General features: G+C 62.2%; 20 protein-coding genes and 1 tRNA gene. 8 read left to right on the top strand and 13 right to left on the bottom strand.

Annotated features, from left to right (window positions below; all coding sequences use genetic code 11):
• Positions 1 to 28: 28 nt before the first annotated feature.
• The 4 genes from cdd to AC1DX4_RS09755 all read right to left on the bottom strand — a co-directional run bounded on the left by cdd (position 29) and on the right by AC1DX4_RS09755 (position 4,210).
• Positions 29 to 421, bottom strand: a complete 393-nt coding sequence (gene cdd / locus AC1DX4_RS09770) for a cytidine deaminase (RefSeq protein ID WP_027031029.1) — start codon at positions 419 to 421, stop codon at positions 29 to 31.
• A 147-nt stretch (positions 422 to 568) separates the two neighbouring features.
• On the bottom strand, positions 569 to 1,540 hold the full coding sequence (locus AC1DX4_RS09765) for an ABC transporter permease (protein WP_477220114.1): 972 nt from the start codon (positions 1,538 to 1,540) through the stop codon (positions 569 to 571).
• Position 1,541: 1 nt separating this feature from the next.
• On the bottom strand, positions 1,542 to 2,681 hold the full coding sequence (locus tag AC1DX4_RS09760; RefSeq protein ID WP_477220113.1) for an ABC transporter permease: 1,140 nt from the start codon (positions 2,679 to 2,681) through the stop codon (positions 1,542 to 1,544).
• Entirely contained in the window at positions 2,678 to 4,210 is a 1,533-nt protein-coding gene (locus AC1DX4_RS09755) for an ABC transporter ATP-binding protein (protein ID WP_477220112.1), read from the bottom strand. The genes AC1DX4_RS09760 and AC1DX4_RS09755 overlap by 4 nt, the downstream gene beginning before the upstream one ends.
• A gap of 217 nt (positions 4,211 to 4,427) precedes the next feature.
• On the opposite strand from AC1DX4_RS09755, the gene AC1DX4_RS09750 reads away from it, so the two are divergent.
• Both AC1DX4_RS09750 and AC1DX4_RS09745 read left to right on the top strand, forming a co-directional pair.
• Positions 4,428 to 4,634, top strand: a complete 207-nt coding sequence (locus tag AC1DX4_RS09750; protein WP_477220293.1) for a SlyX family protein — start codon at positions 4,428 to 4,430, stop codon at positions 4,632 to 4,634.
• 22 nt (positions 4,635 to 4,656) lie between these two features.
• Positions 4,657 to 5,052 (top strand): hypothetical protein, encoded by a 396-nt coding sequence (locus AC1DX4_RS09745; RefSeq protein ID WP_477220111.1) that lies wholly within the window; start codon positions 4,657 to 4,659, stop codon positions 5,050 to 5,052.
• On the opposite strand, the gene AC1DX4_RS09740 is transcribed toward AC1DX4_RS09745, so the two are convergent.
• From AC1DX4_RS09740 to AC1DX4_RS09720, 5 genes are all read right to left on the bottom strand, one after another.
• A complete protein-coding gene (locus AC1DX4_RS09740) occupies positions 5,047 to 5,487 on the bottom strand; it encodes a GNAT family N-acetyltransferase (RefSeq protein WP_477220110.1) in 441 nt (146 codons plus the stop codon). The two genes, AC1DX4_RS09745 and AC1DX4_RS09740, sit on opposite strands and share 6 nt — an antisense overlap.
• 108 nt (positions 5,488 to 5,595) lie before the next feature.
• The gene (locus tag AC1DX4_RS09735; RefSeq protein ID WP_477220109.1) at positions 5,596 to 6,585 is read right to left on the bottom strand and encodes a BMP family lipoprotein; all 990 of its coding nucleotides are present in this window, start codon (positions 6,583 to 6,585) and stop codon (positions 5,596 to 5,598) included.
• A gap of 212 nt (positions 6,586 to 6,797) precedes the next feature.
• The gene (gene msrA, locus AC1DX4_RS09730; RefSeq protein WP_477220108.1) at positions 6,798 to 7,460 is read right to left on the bottom strand and encodes a peptide-methionine (S)-S-oxide reductase MsrA; all 663 of its coding nucleotides are present in this window, start codon (positions 7,458 to 7,460) and stop codon (positions 6,798 to 6,800) included.
• A gap of 38 nt (positions 7,461 to 7,498) precedes the next feature.
• Positions 7,499 to 7,822: a hypothetical protein gene (locus tag AC1DX4_RS09725; protein ID WP_477220107.1), complete on the bottom strand. Its 324-nt coding sequence runs from the start codon at positions 7,820 to 7,822 to the stop codon at positions 7,499 to 7,501.
• Positions 7,823 to 7,929: 107 nt separating this feature from the next.
• A complete protein-coding gene (locus tag AC1DX4_RS09720) occupies positions 7,930 to 8,550 on the bottom strand; it encodes a hypothetical protein (protein WP_477220106.1) in 621 nt (206 codons plus the stop codon).
• Between the two features lie 484 nt (positions 8,551 to 9,034).
• Between AC1DX4_RS09720 and AC1DX4_RS09715 the strand changes: the two genes are divergently transcribed.
• A tRNA-Ser gene (locus AC1DX4_RS09715) sits at positions 9,035 to 9,124 on the top strand.
• A gap of 162 nt (positions 9,125 to 9,286) precedes the next feature.
• Positions 9,287 to 9,514: a hypothetical protein gene (locus AC1DX4_RS09710; RefSeq protein WP_477220105.1), complete on the top strand. Its 228-nt coding sequence runs from the start codon at positions 9,287 to 9,289 to the stop codon at positions 9,512 to 9,514.
• A gap of 50 nt (positions 9,515 to 9,564) precedes the next feature.
• Here the strand turns inward: AC1DX4_RS09710 and AC1DX4_RS09705 are convergent, their stop codons facing one another.
• Complete coding sequence (locus AC1DX4_RS09705) at positions 9,565 to 11,067, bottom strand: winged helix-turn-helix domain-containing tetratricopeptide repeat protein (protein WP_477220104.1); 1,503 nt, start codon at positions 11,065 to 11,067, stop codon at positions 9,565 to 9,567.
• A gap of 528 nt (positions 11,068 to 11,595) precedes the next feature.
• Between AC1DX4_RS09705 and AC1DX4_RS09700 the strand changes: the two genes are divergently transcribed.
• Together AC1DX4_RS09700 and AC1DX4_RS09695 are read left to right on the top strand one after the other, a co-directional pair.
• The gene (locus AC1DX4_RS09700; RefSeq protein WP_477220292.1) at positions 11,596 to 11,778 is read left to right on the top strand and encodes a hypothetical protein; all 183 of its coding nucleotides are present in this window, start codon (positions 11,596 to 11,598) and stop codon (positions 11,776 to 11,778) included.
• A gap of 301 nt (positions 11,779 to 12,079) precedes the next feature.
• A complete protein-coding gene (locus AC1DX4_RS09695; RefSeq protein WP_172224268.1) occupies positions 12,080 to 12,382 on the top strand; it encodes a DUF982 domain-containing protein in 303 nt (100 codons plus the stop codon).
• Positions 12,383 to 12,526: 144 nt separating this feature from the next.
• On the opposite strand, the gene AC1DX4_RS09690 is transcribed toward AC1DX4_RS09695, so the two are convergent.
• Positions 12,527 to 12,724 (bottom strand): hypothetical protein, encoded by a 198-nt coding sequence (locus tag AC1DX4_RS09690; RefSeq protein ID WP_477220103.1) that lies wholly within the window; start codon positions 12,722 to 12,724, stop codon positions 12,527 to 12,529.
• A 139-nt stretch (positions 12,725 to 12,863) separates the two neighbouring features.
• Positions 12,864 to 13,100 (bottom strand): DUF6894 family protein, encoded by a 237-nt coding sequence (locus AC1DX4_RS09685; RefSeq protein WP_477220102.1) that lies wholly within the window; start codon positions 13,098 to 13,100, stop codon positions 12,864 to 12,866.
• A 221-nt stretch (positions 13,101 to 13,321) separates the two neighbouring features.
• On the opposite strand from AC1DX4_RS09685, the gene AC1DX4_RS09680 reads away from it, so the two are divergent.
• Complete coding sequence (locus tag AC1DX4_RS09680) at positions 13,322 to 14,041, top strand: Crp/Fnr family transcriptional regulator (protein ID WP_477220101.1); 720 nt, start codon at positions 13,322 to 13,324, stop codon at positions 14,039 to 14,041.
• A gap of 176 nt (positions 14,042 to 14,217) precedes the next feature.
• On the opposite strand, the gene AC1DX4_RS09675 is transcribed toward AC1DX4_RS09680, so the two are convergent.
• Positions 14,218 to 14,715 (bottom strand): YciE/YciF ferroxidase family protein, encoded by a 498-nt coding sequence (locus AC1DX4_RS09675; RefSeq protein WP_027043200.1) that lies wholly within the window; start codon positions 14,713 to 14,715, stop codon positions 14,218 to 14,220.
• Positions 14,716 to 15,087: 372 nt separating this feature from the next.
• Between AC1DX4_RS09675 and kdpF the strand changes: the two genes are divergently transcribed.
• A complete protein-coding gene (kdpF, locus tag AC1DX4_RS09670; RefSeq protein WP_292584858.1) occupies positions 15,088 to 15,177 on the top strand; it encodes a K(+)-transporting ATPase subunit F in 90 nt (29 codons plus the stop codon).
• Positions 15,178 to 15,205 lie beyond the last annotated feature (28 nt).

The following is a 15,205-nucleotide window of genomic DNA, read 5'->3' as shown; positions in this document are numbered from 1 at the left end:
CAGCCCGCTCTTCATTTGAGCCAATTCTTCATTTGAGAATGTCGCCGCGAAAACCATAAGGCAGCATGTCGCCCATGGTCACGGTCTCGGCGACGCCTGTGTTGTCGCAGAGGTAGAGTTTTGTCTCCGGGCGGCAGAATTCGGCCAACCGTTGGCGGCAGCCACCGCAAGGCGAGCATTTGGCCATGCGTTCGGCAAGGACCGCTATCTCGACGATTTTGCCGCCGCCGCCCATGATGTAGTGGCCGAGCGCGGTGGTTTCGGCGCACCAGCCCTCCGGATAGGAGGCGACCTCGATGTTGGCACCGGTGAAGACGCGTCCGTCCTCGGTGCGCAGGGCGGCACCGACCGGAAATTTCGAGTAGGGCGCATAGGCCTTGGCCATGGCGGTCTTGGCCGCTTCGAACAGATCATGCGACATTCAGTTGTTCTCTCCGATGATCGTGTCCAAAACCCGGCGCTTGCCGCGCCGGGCTGTTGGTCCTTAAAGCGCGGCGCGTCGCGCTTTAAGTCTTTGTTTTATGCATGTCGTTCTCCCAAAACCGAGGTCACTTTTGGGCGACATGCATTAGCGTTCCTTGACGTAGGGCACGCCGCCGGCGCGCGGCGGGATTGCCTTGCCGATGAAGCCGGCGAGCAGGATGACGGTGAGGATATAGGGAAGCGCCTGCATGAACTGCACTGGTACCTTGCCGATGATCGGCAGCGGCGAGCCCTGCAGGCGGATCGCCAGCGCGTCGAGGAAGCCGAACAAGAGGCAAGCGAACATGGCGTTGACCGGCTTCCATTTGGCGAAGATCAGCGCCGCCAGTGCGATGTAGCCCTTGCCGGCGGTCATGTCCTTCACGAAGCCGCCATTCTGCACCATCGACAGATAGGCGCCAGCGATGCCGGTGAGGATACCGGTGCAGATCAGGGCGCGGTAGCGCAGCCAGGCGACCGAAATGCCGGCGGTGTCGACGGCGGCGGGGTTCTCGCCGACGGCGCGCAGCCGCAGGCCGAAGCGGGTGCGAAACAGCACCCACCAGGTGAACGGCACCATCAGGAAAGCGAGATAGACCAGTATCGAGTGGCCGGAGATCAGTTCCGCATAGATCGGTCCGATAATCGGCACGTCCCTGATTGCATCGGCGCCGGGCCAGACAATCGCCTCGAACCGCTCGCCCGGCTGCAGCGCCGGCGTGCGCCCGCCTTGCTGGAACCAGGCCTGGCCGAGCATGACGGTAGAACCGGCGGCGATGAAATTGATTGCGACGCCGGAAACGATCTGGTTGCCGCGATGGGTGATCGAGGCAAAGCCGTGGATCAGCGCGAAGGCGACCGAGACCAGGATGGCCATGCCGAGGCCGAGAAGAGCCGAATGCAAGACCGACGCTGCCGCCGCACCGGCGAAGGCGCCGACCAGCATCTTGCCCTCGAGCCCGATGTCGAAGACGCCCGCCCGTTCCGAATAAAGGCCGGCGAGGCAAGCGAGCAGCAGCGGTACCGACAGGCGGATGGTGGAGTCGAGTATCTGCACGATGGCGATGAAGACATCCATCTCAGGCGCCCTTTCCCTTGACCGCTTCCATGCCGACCGATCGCGGACTGAAAGAGGCGAACACTGCCTGGATGTAAGGCCTGAACATATGTTCCAGCGCGCCGGCGAAAAGGATCACCAAGCCCTGGATGATGACGATCATGTCGCGGCTGATCGCCGGCATCTCGAAGGCGAGTTCGGCGCCGCCCTGATAGAGCATGCCGAACAGGATCGCCGCCAGCACGATGCCGACCGGGTGCAGGCGGCCCATCAGCGCCACGGCAATACCGACGAAGCCGGCGCCGGAAACGAAATCGAGCGCGACATTGTGCTGGTCGCCCATTACCGGATTGAGCGCCATCATGCCGGCCAGCGCGCCCGAGATCATCATCGCGGTGATGATGATGCGGGTTTCCGAAATGCCGGCATAGCGCGCTGCCTTGGGGCTGTGGCCATAGGTGCGCATCTCATAGCCGAGCTTGGTCCGCCAGATCAGCAGCCAAACCAGGAAGGCCATGAGCAGCGCCAGCAGGAAGGTGATGTTGAGTGGCGCCGAGCGGATCTTGGCGCCGAACAGCTCGATGATCCCGTTGAGCTTCGGCAATTCCGCGCCGGCTAGGAAGTTGCGCGTCTGCGGCGCTTGCGAGGCCGCCGGCTTCAATGGGCCGACCAGCAGGTAGACCATGATCGAGGCGGCGATGAAGTTGAACATGATGGTGGTGATGACGATGTGCGAGCCGCGCCTGGCCTGCAGATAGGCGGGGATGAGCGCCCACAAGGCGCCTACCACCGTCGAAGCGACGATGGCCAGCGGAAATGTCAGCCACCAGGGCAGCACGCTGTCGAAGGACAGGCAGACGATGGCGATGCCGAGGCCGGCGATATAGGCCTGCCCCTCGGTGCCGATGTTGAACAGGCCGCAATGCGCGGCAACCGCCACCGAAAGTCCGGTGAATATGAAGGTGGTGGCATAGAACAGGGTGAAGGCGATGCCGGTTCCTTTGCCGAAGGCGCCCTCGACCAGGATGACGGCGGCGCGGAACGGATTTTCGCCGACCAGCAGCACGACGAAACCGGCGACGATGAAAGCCACGGACAGGTTGATCAGCGGGATCAGCCCATAATCGGCCCAGGCCGGCAATTTGGCGTAAGGCGTGCTCATTCCGCAGCCTCCTGGCGCTCGACGCCCGCCATCAGCAGGCCAAGCTCGCCCTCGGTCGCCTCCGGGCTGCGCTCGCCGACGATGCGGCCGGCGAACATCACCAGGATGCGGTCGGAGAGCGAGCGGATCTCGTCGAGTTCGACCGAAACCACCAGCACCGCCTTGCCCTGGTCGCGCATGGCGATCAGGCGCTTGTGGATGAATTCGATGGCGCCGACATCGACGCCGCGCGTCGGCTGGCCGACGATCAAAACACCTGGGTCCTGTTCCATTTCCCGCGCCAGCACGATCTTCTGCTGGTTGCCGCCGGAGAAGTTGGCGGTCTTCAAGCGCGGATTGCCGGGACGAATGTCGTATTTCTCGATCTTGTCCTTGGCGTCGGCCATGATGGCGTCGACGTTGAGGAACGGCCCTTTGAGATAGCGGGGGTCGTCATGGTAACCGAGGATGGAATTCTCGTTCTCCTCGAAGGCCAGCACCAGCCCGACGTGGTGGCGATCCTCCGGCACATGGGCAAGCCCGCGGTCGCGCAATTCGCCGGGGTCGGCGGCACCTGTCAGGTCGATGGGCTTGCCGTCGAGCATGACCGAGCCGGACACGGCGCGCCTGATACCGGAAATCGCCTCGAGCAGTTCGGATTGCCCGTTGCCGGCGACACCGGCAATGCCGACGATCTCGCCGGCCCTGATATCGAAGGAGATGTCGTCGACCATGGTGACGCCGCGCGAATCCCTGACCGTCAGGTTCTTGACCGCGAGCTTGACGGCGCCGGCTTCCGCTTCGCCCTTTTCGACCCGCAGCAGCACGCGGCGCCCCACCATCAGCTCGGCCAGTTCCTCGACGGTGGTTTTCTTGGTCTCCCTAGTCGCCACCATCGTGCCCTGGCGCATCACCGACACGGTGTCGGTGATGGCCATGATCTCGCGCAGCTTGTGGGTGATCAGCACCACCGTCTTTCCCTGTTCCTTCAGCTGTTTGAGAATGCGGAAGAGATGGTCGGCCTCGGCTGGCGTCAGCACGCCCGTCGGCTCGTCGAGGATCAGGATTTCGGCGCCGCGATAGAGCGCCTTGAGGATTTCAACGCGCTGCTGCAGGCCGACAGGCAGTTCCTCGATGATGGCGTCAGGATCGACCTCCAGCCCGTATTCGCGCTCCAGCCGCTCCAGCTCGGAACGCGCCTTGGCGATGCTGCGCTTCAGCAGCGCATCGCTTTCGGCGCCGAGGATGATGTTTTCCAGCACCGTGAAATTGTCGACCAGCATGAAATGCTGGTGCACCATGCCGATGCCGAGCGCGATCGCGTCGTTGGGCGTCTTGATCGATGCCGGTTTGCCACCGACGCGGATCTCACCGCTGTCTGCCTGGTAGAAACCGTAGAGGATCGACATCAGCGTCGACTTGCCGGCGCCGTTTTCGCCGACAATGCCGTGGATGGTGCCACGCGCGATCTCCAGATTGATGTCGCGGTTGGCGCGCACGGCGCCAAAACTCTTGTTGATGCCGATCAGTTCGATTGCGGCTTGCGCCATGCAGCCAGTCCCACTCTTATTTTTTTATCGCTTGGTCAAAACGCCTAGCATGACGCTCCGCCCGTGCCAATTGGCGGAGCAGCGTCCACTCTCGGCAAATCCCGGTGCGCTTGTCAATTTCCAACGTGTCCGCAGGCTTCATATTCGCTAATATGACGACGTCGAAATTCGCATCACGATGCAAGGCATTGCGATGCAAGATCAGGGATTGCGAATGATCATGCCCGTCGACCGGCTGACGACGCTGGAAATCCGCGCCGCCGAGCAGGAAAACACCATCGAGGAGCTGTCGGGCCAGATCGCCGAGCAGTGGACGGTGATCGAGCGCATGCAGCGCAAGCTCGACGCGCTGACCAACCGCTTCCTGGCGCTGGAGGAGCAGGCCGCACCCGACGTGCCCGTGACCAAGCCGCCGCACTGGTGAGGAAAAGGGGAGGGCACACATCATGAGCGACCGCATCGCAAGGGCTGGTGACTATGTGCTTGGCCTGATGAACGACGCGGAGCGCGAACGGGCCGAGCGCGATCTGGAAATCGACCCGGCCTTCCGCGACGCGGTGCTGCAGCTTGCCGAACGCATGCACATGTTCGACCGTGCCGAAAAACCAGGTAGCCGGCCCGAAAATCATTGGGAACTGGTCACCCAGCGTATCGCCGAATTGCCGCAGATGCGCAGTGTTGGGCTGGGTGGCAATGATGCCAAGTCGCGCCCGGTGATCCGAAGCCTGTCCCGGTCACCATACGGCGTTGGTGTGCATTCGCTCGGTGGCCGGCGCGGATTTGTCGTCGCCATCGTGCTGATAGCGGTCTTTGCGCTGGGCTATCTCGTGGGCCGGCTATAGCCGGAGTTCGCGCGCCATCAGCAGCATTGGGTGTCCGTCCTGCTTGAGACGCTCGACGACCACCCAGCCGAGCCCAGCATAGAAATCACGCGCTTCCCACGTATAGAGGTAGAGCCTCTCCACTCCGATCGACGCCGCATGCGCTTCGATGGCCGCGACCAGCGCGCGACCGATCCCGCGGCCTCTGTGCGCGTCATCGACGACCAGCCCGGCCAGCCATGGCGTAAAATCATGCGCCGGCTCCAGTTCGTGGCGAACCAGCAGGCAGGTCCCGACCGATGCGTCGCCTATCCGGGCGACAAGCGCCGTTTCGAAGCCGTCCCCGGCCAACAGCAGGCGGAGCCCGGCAGCGTCTTCGTCCGCCGTCCTTGCGCTACCCTCGAAAAAGGTGGCAACGCGCAATCGTGCCACCGCCTCGACGTCGCGTTCGGTCATGGGTTCTACGATCGGCGTCACTCTTGCCTCGGTGTCTCGCTTGTAGAGTCTTCCAAAAACAAAACCGCCGGGACAAGGCCCGGCGGTTCGAAACCTAGTGCTTGCCGATCAATAAGGGCAGGCGTTGTCAGCCGTATAGTCATGCACCTGGATCTTGCCGGAGATGATGTCGGCCTTGGCCTTTTCGACCGCCGCCTTCATCTCGTCCGTCACCAGCGCCTTGTTGTTGTCGTCCATAGCATAGTCGACGCCGCCTTCCTTGAGGCCGAGATTCTCGAGGCCGCCCTTGAAGGTGCCGTTCTTGCCGTCCATGAAGGCGGTATAGACGGCAACGTCGACGCGCTTCATCATCGAGGTCAGAACCTTGCCGGGCTGCAGGCCGTTCTGGTTGGAATCGACGCCGATGCCGAGCTTGCCGGCATCAGCCGCCGCCTGCAGCACGCCGACGCCGGTGCCGCCGGCCGCGGCGTAGACCACGTCGGAGCCCTGGTCGATCTGCGTCTTGGCGATTTCACCGCCCTTGGCCGGATCGTTCCAGGCGGCCGGCGTGTCGCCGGTCATGTTCTGGATGACGTCGGTCGCACCGGCCGACTTGGCGCCGCCGACATAGCCGCATTCGAACTTGCGGATCAGCGGGATGTCCATGCCGCCGATGAAGGAGACCTTCTTCGACTTCGATGCCATCGCCGCCATGATGCCGACGAGGTAGGAGCCTTCGTTCTCCTTGAACACCAGCGAACGGACATTGGGCAGGTCGACGGCATCGTCGATGATGGCGAAGTTGAGATCGGGATATTCGGCCGCGACCTTCTTCAGCGCGTCCTCCCAGGCAAAGCCGGCCATGACGATCGGGTTGTGGCCGTCCTCGGCGAAGCGGCGCAGCGCCTGCTCGCGCTGCGAGGCGTTGGACACTTCGAACTCGACATAGGGCGTGCCGGTCTCGGTCTTGAACTTCTCGGCGCCATGGAAGGCAGCCTCGTTGAAGGATTTGTCGAACTTGCCGCCCAGATCATAGAGGATGGCCGGCTGGACATCCGCGGCGAAAGCCGGAAGAACCATTGCGGTTGCGGCCAGGAGGCCGAGAACGATACGTTTCATGTGATCCACACCCTGTCGGTTATTTTTTCCGTTACGCACCGCCTGGCTGCCCGGTTCACCGGCAGCCACGCGACGTCAGCCAGGAGTGTATTCCCCTCCCGCTCCTGGGCAATCTGGCACGGCCCGAAACAAAATTCACGCGGAATTTTGACCTTTTGGAAAAGCGTGCCACGGGCAGGCCACACCGCGGTCCGATCCTTGCGCGATAGCCGTCAGGCGGTAGCGGCCGGCATGGTATAGGCGATGCCGGTGCCCTTGAGGTTGCAATAGCCGTAAGGGTTCTTCGCCAGATATTGCTGGTGATCGGCCTCGGCGAAGTAGAAGGCCGACGCCGGCGCGATCTCGGTGGTGATCCGGCCGTGGCCGGCACCGCGCAGCTGGAGCTGATAGGCATCGCGCGAGGCGCTCGCCGCCTGGAATTGCCCATCGCCTGACGTGTAGATCGCGGAGCGGTAGGTGGTGCCGACATCATTGCCCTGGCGCATGCCTTGCGTCGGGTCATGGCTTTCCCAGAACAGCCGCAGAAGCACGGCATAGGAGATCATCTTGGGGTCAAAAACGACCAGCACCACTTCGGCATGGCCGGTCAGTCCCGTGCAGGTTTCCTGATAGGTCGGGTTGGGGGTGATGCCGCCGGCGTAGCCGACGGCGGTGACCCAGACGCCTTCGATCTGCCAGAACAGGCGCTCGGCGCCCCAGAAGCAGCCGAGCCCGAACATCGCCGTCTCCAGCCCCTCGGGGTAGGGGCCCTTGAGCGGCCTTTTCAGGACATGGTGCCTGGATGGTGTCGGGATCGCCTTGGCCCGGCCCGGCAAAGCCTCGGACGGCTTTGGTAGATTGAGCTTCTTGTTCAGCATGTCGCTGAGAAAGAACATGCGCGGCCTTCCTTCCCGTCAGGATGCAAGAAAATCGATCAGTTGGCGGCGAATTGTCCCGTGCGCCGCTGGCGCCTGTAGCCGATGGCGTAGAGCAGGAAGGCCAGCACTGCGAACACGGCAAAGCCCGGCTGGTTGAGCACCCAGGCGATGGCGCCGTCCCACAGCAGCGGACTGGCCTTGGCGCGGACGAAGGTTTCGAAGGCCGCCCGCGTGTCCGGCGAGACCGCCAGCCAGCTGGCGTTGAGCGGGGTCAGCACAAGCGCCGAAGCGGCCACCGTGCGCGTCGCGTCGAGTACCGCCATGATGACGGAGACCGACAGCGCGACCATGGCGGCGAGACGAAAAATGAAGCGAAACATCAAGCTCTCCCCCGGCCGATCCTGGACGGGATCTCCGGCACCAGCGAGAAATAGAGTGCGCATGGCTTGCCCGCAACCGCGATACGCGAATTTGAAGGATCCTATCCCTACGCCACCGGTTTGCGCCGGCGCCTGTGAGCAAGCCAGACGCCGAGAATGCCGCCGACAATGGCGCCGACCACCAGCCCGCCCAGGCCGAAGAAGACGGCGAAATAGCCGCAGCCGCCCTCGAAGCAGCTGACCTCGGCGACATCGGCGATCACCGAACCGGCGAAAAAGCCGCCCAGGCAGCCGATGACGGCGCCGAGGATGATGCCGAGCAACGCGGCGGCAATGGAAACGCCGACCGGCGGCGCTTCGGCTTGGGGTCTCGCGTAGACGGTTTCGGCGCCCGAGCCGCCGCGCAGCAGGTAGATGCAAAGCAGGCCGACGCCGGTCTCGATGGCGGTGATGCCCAGGCTCCTGGCGGAGAAGACGAATTCCGGCACGGTGAGCACATAGGCCTGCCTTGCCAGCACCCAGACGATGAGGGCGATCTGCCAGATGGTGAAATGGCGGGGGAAGCGCCCCGAGCGGCCAAAGGCGAGGCCGAGCAGGTAAAGCCCCCACAGGATGATGATGACATTGGCGATCAGCCCGCCGAAGAAGAAATAGAAGATCTTGTCCGGCAGGCCGGAATTCCCGAACAGCCACCAGGATGACGCCAGGCTGTAGGCCGACCACGCCATGACGAATATGAGCCAGCCGACCGGGACGTAAAAAAGGTCACCGCCCGGGCGGCCGGCTGGCGCCCCTCTATCCCCCGGGATTCCACTGCCCGGTTGTTCGCTGCTTGATGTCATATCAGGACGATGCCCCCGCAAAGCCTCTGCTTCACTCGACAACCGGCCGGCGGCGAAGTCAAGCAGGGCGGGTCCTGCTGCCTTGCCTGTGCACATCATTCGGGGTGCGGGCACCCCGGAAACGGCTGCGGCGGCGGCCCCAAGAAACACCATGTGGCCGGCAAAGCGAATAGAGCACCGTTATGGCTTGGCATTCGGCGCGGGATCGACTAGATGAGCCCCGCGCCTGTTGCTTCGACGGCTCAGGTGCCGGGGAAGGATGTCCGCTGGTTGGGCGGCGTCCATGGTTCGGAAATTCCGTGCCGAAGCCCCAAGGAGATGCATCTCCCCAACCCGCGCGGCGTAACCGGCCGGCGCGACATGCAAGGACGGAGAGGTGGCCGAGTGGTTGAAGGCGCACGCCTGGAAAGTGTGTTTACGGGAGACCGTAACGCGGGTTCGAATCCCGCTCTCTCCGCCAGCCAACCCCTGAAACCCCTTTATTTCCAAAGCATTTGGCAGCGGCCAGCGTCGGCCCGTACTATCGCCTCTATTATCGCTGCTGCTACTAAGCAGGATGGCTCGCAGAGTAGCGGCTTGACTGCCGGCGCACCCGGCAGCCTCTAAAAACGAGCAAAAGACCATGGCAGATGATGTCTACGTGCAAGCCTATCGGGATGGCGGCTTGAAGGCCGTCAGCGATCTTCTCAAGCGGCAGTTCCCTGCCGAGCGCGATCGGGTGATGGTCATGGAAGGTCTTCAGGACACCGGCCGTTGGACGATCACCTGGCATGAGAAGAAACACCCGGACGGCGGAATGTACCGCGATTTCGGAAGTGTGAAGGCGTACCTTGGCGACAACGAGGAATAGGACCTCAATGCCTTGCCGCTCTTGGCATTGCGGCAGATTTTCGCAACATCTCACACGGGAAAACCGGCCTTTCTGAAGCCTGACGTGAAAAGCTCGAGGGCGGCTTGGTCGGCGAACGGGAGACCTGAAATCAGCCGGACAGTCAGGCCGTGTTTCCTCGTCAGTGCTTCCTCAACTTCAGCGCGCGCCTTCTGCGTCTCGCCCAAATGTGCGTACGCCGCTGCGAGGAAGGCATGAATGAAGAATTGGTCGCCGGCCTTCTGGTACGAACCGACGGCTTCCGCGTACCTTCCAAGCAGGAAGAGGGAGCTGCCCTTCACCTCCCAGAACCATATCGGAGGTAACGGGTCGCGCAAGAGCGCAGTTTCGAGCACGTTCAGCGCCGTCTCGGCCCGTCCGCCGTAGTTGAGCCAGCTTGCGTAATCCCCCGCTATGTTGACGTCCAGCGGGTTCAACGAGCGGGCTCGCTCGAAATGCACTCCCGCATCGCTGTGCTGGCGCATGTGCGTAAGCACCAGTCCCATGCTCTGGTGACAGACGCCATCGCTCCTGTCAAAAGCGAGCGCCGTTTGTGCCGAGTTCCAAGCCTTCTGTAGCGTCCGCGGATCGTTGTCGTACCAAAATCTGCCGACGAGGGCCTGCGCGAGGAAGGCGTGGCCTTGAGCGAACGTCGAATCGAGCTCGACACACTGGGCGAATAGGGGCTCGGACTTGTCCAGTTCATACCGGTAGAAGTGCGCGCGCCCCTGCAGGTAGTAGTCGTATGCATCCCAATCGGCCGGAGGCTTGCGTCTGGTCCTGCTCACCGAATCGGCCTCCGCTTGGCCTTCGACCATCGAGGCGATAAGAGCCGCAACCTCGTCTTGCAATGAGAAGATGTCGTCGAGGGCCCGATCGTACCGTTGGGCCCACAGGTGGGCGCCGGTGGCGACGTCAATCAGCTGTGTGGTGATCCGAATGCGATCACCGAGCTTTCGTACGCTGCCTTCGACAAGGTAGCGAACTCCGAGTTTGCGATGGACTTCCGCAATGTCCAATGCCGCATGGCGAAACTGAAAAGATGAATTGCGCGCGATGACGAGAAGGGAGCGGAACCTGGCCAGCTCCGTAATTATGTCCTCGGTTATGCCGTCGCTGAGATACTGCTGGTTCTGGTCGCCGCTCAAGTTGGCAAAAGGCAGCACCGCAATCGACGGCTTGCCGGCGGGTGGTGCCAGTCCGCGGGATGCGCTCGCCACCGGCTCGACAGTCCCGGTGAAGCGGTAGCCGACGCGGGGCACCGTGGCGATCCACTCGCCGCCTTTATCAGCCGGACCGAGTGCCTTTCTTAGTGCCGCGATCTGGACGGTAAGGTTGCCTTCCTCAACGGCGGTGCCCGGCCAGGCAGCGTCCATCAGCTCGGCCTTGGTCAGGATCTCACCGGGCCGGGCCGTGAGCGCAGCAAGCAGCGTCAGCCCACGATGCCCAAGAGCGATCGGGATCTGCTCTTTGAGGAGCGTCCCAATGTCGGGATCGAGTACGAACGGACCAAAAGCAATGCGAGTGCCCTGCATGTGGGCATACTAGACGTTTCGGAAGTTTTCGGAACAGTTTCGGCGTCGCCTCTAGAGCTCGAAACCGTTGCGACGGTTATCGAGCCAAGGCCTGACCTTTGCCAACACATCAACCTCTTCATGAAGCATGCCAGGCAAGCGTGGCACGGTTCTTGCTCCCACAGCTCCAGGCAATGCCGGGCGCTAAGACGCTGTTTCATATCGACACCGGCGTGTGAGGTTGGAACAATGATGTCGCGTAAGCTTCTGTTCGGGCTTCTGGCAGTGTTCTTGGCCATCGCCCTAGGGGTAGCCTACTTGCCGCCCTCGTGGGGGTTTTTGACTGCGGCTCAAAACAATTCGGTTTTTTGCTCAAGCGCTCCACCAGCCGAGACCTTATCGGCGGCGGCTTCAGTGTCGCGGACTGTGCGACCATGTCCGCCGGCCATCACAAGATCATAGGGAACCACCTCGATGGCGACGAGACTCTGGATCGGAATCGAACAGCCTCATGCAGCGGCATCTTGCAGAGATTGGGTCACAGGACGTCTGGCCGTAATCAATCGGTTGGCATCAGCCTTTCGCGAATTCGTTGCACCGCGCTACCGGCCAGAGCTTCACTATATGCGCGGCCCCGGACCGGCCTGCGCGCGCCGCGTGAGCGCGCGTCTCCTTGCCGGCCGCTCTGCTACACAGACGAAGAGACCCGCGCGGCTTGGCGCTCGCCTGTAGCCAGCGCCATGCGCTGTAAGGCGATGCTGCGTGAAAGGCCTTCATCCTTGTCGAGCCATGGCCCGAAATGGCACGCCGCTCTACTGGGCGGCGATGGTCTCCGGCATAGGCATGCTGCTGATCCGCGTCAGCAGCAGCCATGGCTGGAGTCCGGGCATCTGATGTAGCCCCAAGGGCCATCGGCGCGGACGAATAAAAGCGTCCATCTGGAACCTCTCGCCCTGCCGCGCGTTTCACGGCGTCCCGTCCGTGGACCAGCCCGGATATTTCTCCTGGCGCTGCGATAATCAGGAGCCGTTTCATGTACGACAAGCTGTTTCATTCGCCGGTGGCGCTCACCGTCGGCCTTGGTTTCAAGCGCGAGATCGCCTCGCTGGCCGAGATGCACGATTTCCTGACCAACTGGACGACGTCGCGCCGTGGTCCGCTCTATCGCCATGCCGTCGAGGCGTGTGACCTTGCGCTGGAAGGCTGCATCACCAGGGATGAGGCGCGCCATGCGCTCGTCGACTTCGCGAAAGCCACCGGTATCCTTTGGCCCGAGATCGAGCCGGTCATCGTGGCGCGCGCCGTCGCACGCGGCTATGGCGGCTACGCCGCCTGATTTTTGCGGCCACCTCCCGTCGTGGTGGCCAATTCGGCATCGGTCGCCACAGAAAGCCCGGCCTGGCCCTCCCAGCCGGGCTYTCACTTTGGAGGAAGATCGCGTTTATCCACCGATGATGTTTGCCCGTCGCTGTTGGGGCAATCAACCTTTCGAAGGTGCGCGCCGGCGTGCCGGCTTGGGCCTCGTCGGATCAGGCGCCTGCGCTGACTGCGCGGCAAGGCGCAGCTCTCTCAATCTGGCGGTCTTTGCCTCGCGGGCCGCCCGCTCGGCATCGATCACGATCTGCGATTCACGTTTGGCGCGCTCGTCACGCTGGGTGTCGACTTTTGCACGGTTCATCTGCTGCTACCTCCATCCCGCAGGGGGCGGCGGTTCTGAACGCCGCCTCTTCCGGCTTTGCATGGTGCAGCGTCGCGGCGGGGGCGGCGATTACAAATGATGGTCGGAGAACTTTTGCCATCGATGCCGGGCAGGGCCGTCAGTCGCACCAGCCTGACGAGACGACGAGCGACGCCTCGAAGATCTGGCGCCCGTCCTCGTCGCGTACCTTGACGGTGATCGCGGTGTGGTCGTTTTCGATGATCTCGTCGCGGACGATGTCGGGCAGGATGCGGATCGCTTCGCGCCGCAGGCGTTCGCGCGTTTCGAAGACCTGGCCGTCATCATCGACCGTCAGACCGTCGCCATTGTAGAGGTCAAGATAATATCGAGGCATGGTGGGCTGGACCTCAGGCTGTTGAAATGGCGCGATATTCAACCGACAATTCGCGGGCCCGGCAGTTGTTCCACCAACGGTGGCATTTACCATGGAACAAGCGGGCTCTAACAAATGTTAATGCCTATCAGCGGCCAAAGGCCTAGTGCATCCGAAGCCGCCTTGCTTCCTACAGAAACACGTGGCGATCGGCTGCTGAAGCCCTTTCGCCGGAGGTTGCGGTGCTTGAATCCCTTTACCTGAACCTCGGCCAGCACGACGCCCTGTCCGATGCCGAAAAGGCGCTGCTGGCCGGCGCGATGACCTTCGAACGGCATTTCGCCGTTGGCCAGGACATTGTCGCATCGGGATCGCGGCCGACCTATTCGACGCTGATCCTCGATGGGCTCGCGGCGCGCTACAAGGTGCTGGAGAATGGCGGCCGGCAATTCACCTCATTGCAGGTGCCGGGCGACTTCGTCGATCTCCACGCCTTCCTGCTGAAGACCATGGATCACGGCATCGTCGCTCTGTCGCCCTGTCATGTAATGTTCGCCGATCACGGCCGGCTTCGCACAATCACCGAGCAGGCGCCGCATCTGACCCGGCTGTTGTGGCTCAACACGCTGGTCGACGGCGCCATTCACCGCGAATGGATCGTCGCCATGGGCCGGCGCTCCAAGACCGCGCATCTGGCGCATCTGGTCTGTGAGCTTTTCGTGCGGTTGCAGGTGGTGCAGCGGACCAACGGCATGAGCTTTCATCTGCCGCTTTCGCAAGCAGAGATGGCCGACGTGCTCGGCCTGTCGGTGGTGCACATGAACCGGGTTATCGGCGCCTTGCGCAAGGTTGGGGTCGTCAGCTGGGCAAACCACACGGTGACAATTCTCGATTGGCACCGGCTCCAGGAAATCGCCGAGTTCGATCCGACGTATCTGAGCATGATGCGGGAACCGCGCTAAGGTGTATCGATATTCAGGTGAGGGCGGCCTGCAAACGATGGCTTTCTGCGCTTCCGGTGCTCACGTACTTTGAGTACGCTCCGCTCCGGTTCTCGAAAGCCATCGTTTTCGGCGCGCCCTGACCTGAATCTCGACACACCTTAAGGCCGGTCTGCGCGGCCCCCGATCTTGCAGATTTATGCTGCTTCGGCGGCGACGTTGACAGCCGACTCCGCGATCGTGGTCAGCGCCTGGTCCGTAGCCTTCTCTTCCTTCAGCGTCGCTTCGAGAAGCGTCACGGCTTCGTTCAGGCCGAGTTCACCGGCCCATGTCCGCAGCGTGCCATAGCGCGAGATTTCATAGTGTTCGACTGCTTGCGCGGCGGCCAGCAGGCCGGCATCGAGCGCTGGCGAGCCCTTGTACTCCTCCATGATCTCGGCACCTTCTTCGGTGATGCCCATGATGGCGGCACAGGTCTTGCCGACCGGCTTCTTGCCGATCACGCCGAAGACCTTCTCCAGCCTCGCGACATGGCCTTCGGTTTCGGTGCGATGCTTTTCGAAGGCGGCCTTTAGTTCGGCGCTTTGCGCGGCCTTGGCCATTTTCGGCAGCGTCGCCAAGATCTTCTTTTCGGCGAAATAGATGTCCTTCAGCGTGTCGTGAAACAGGTCGTCGAGCATTTTCTGCTTTGCCATTGTCATCTCCTTCAGGTGGTCCCTCGGGTCGACAATCTCGTATCGGCGGATTTGTTCCGACTGATCCGCATCCCGAAAATCTTTATAAAATTCCTATTTCTTTCCGCCCCGCGCCGTCTCGAACCTTTATGGCGATCGGGTCCATATTCTCCAGGGAACACACAGCTCGGTCGCGCTCATCTGTCGCGACGGGAGTGTTTTCATATGCTTTCGACCTGCCAACCGCAGGTCTGCAATGCGAAGCGCAAATAAAACGAAGATAAGGAACATGCACGATGGATATCGTCGTTGTCGGGCTGGAGATTTTGTTTTTCGCCCTTTCCGTCGCCTACATCAAAGTCTGCGACATTCTTTAAACCGGAGGATCGCAACATGCTTATCGACTATATCCTCGGCGGCGGTGTGACCTTGTTCCTGCTCGCCTACCTGACATACGCCCTCGTTCGCCCAGAACGCTTCTGACGGCAACAGCAAGGCACGGAAAGCTACT

The organism is Mesorhizobium sp. P3_A8 (assembly GCF_056402995.1).
This window is presented reverse-complemented; position numbering and strand designations above follow the sequence as displayed.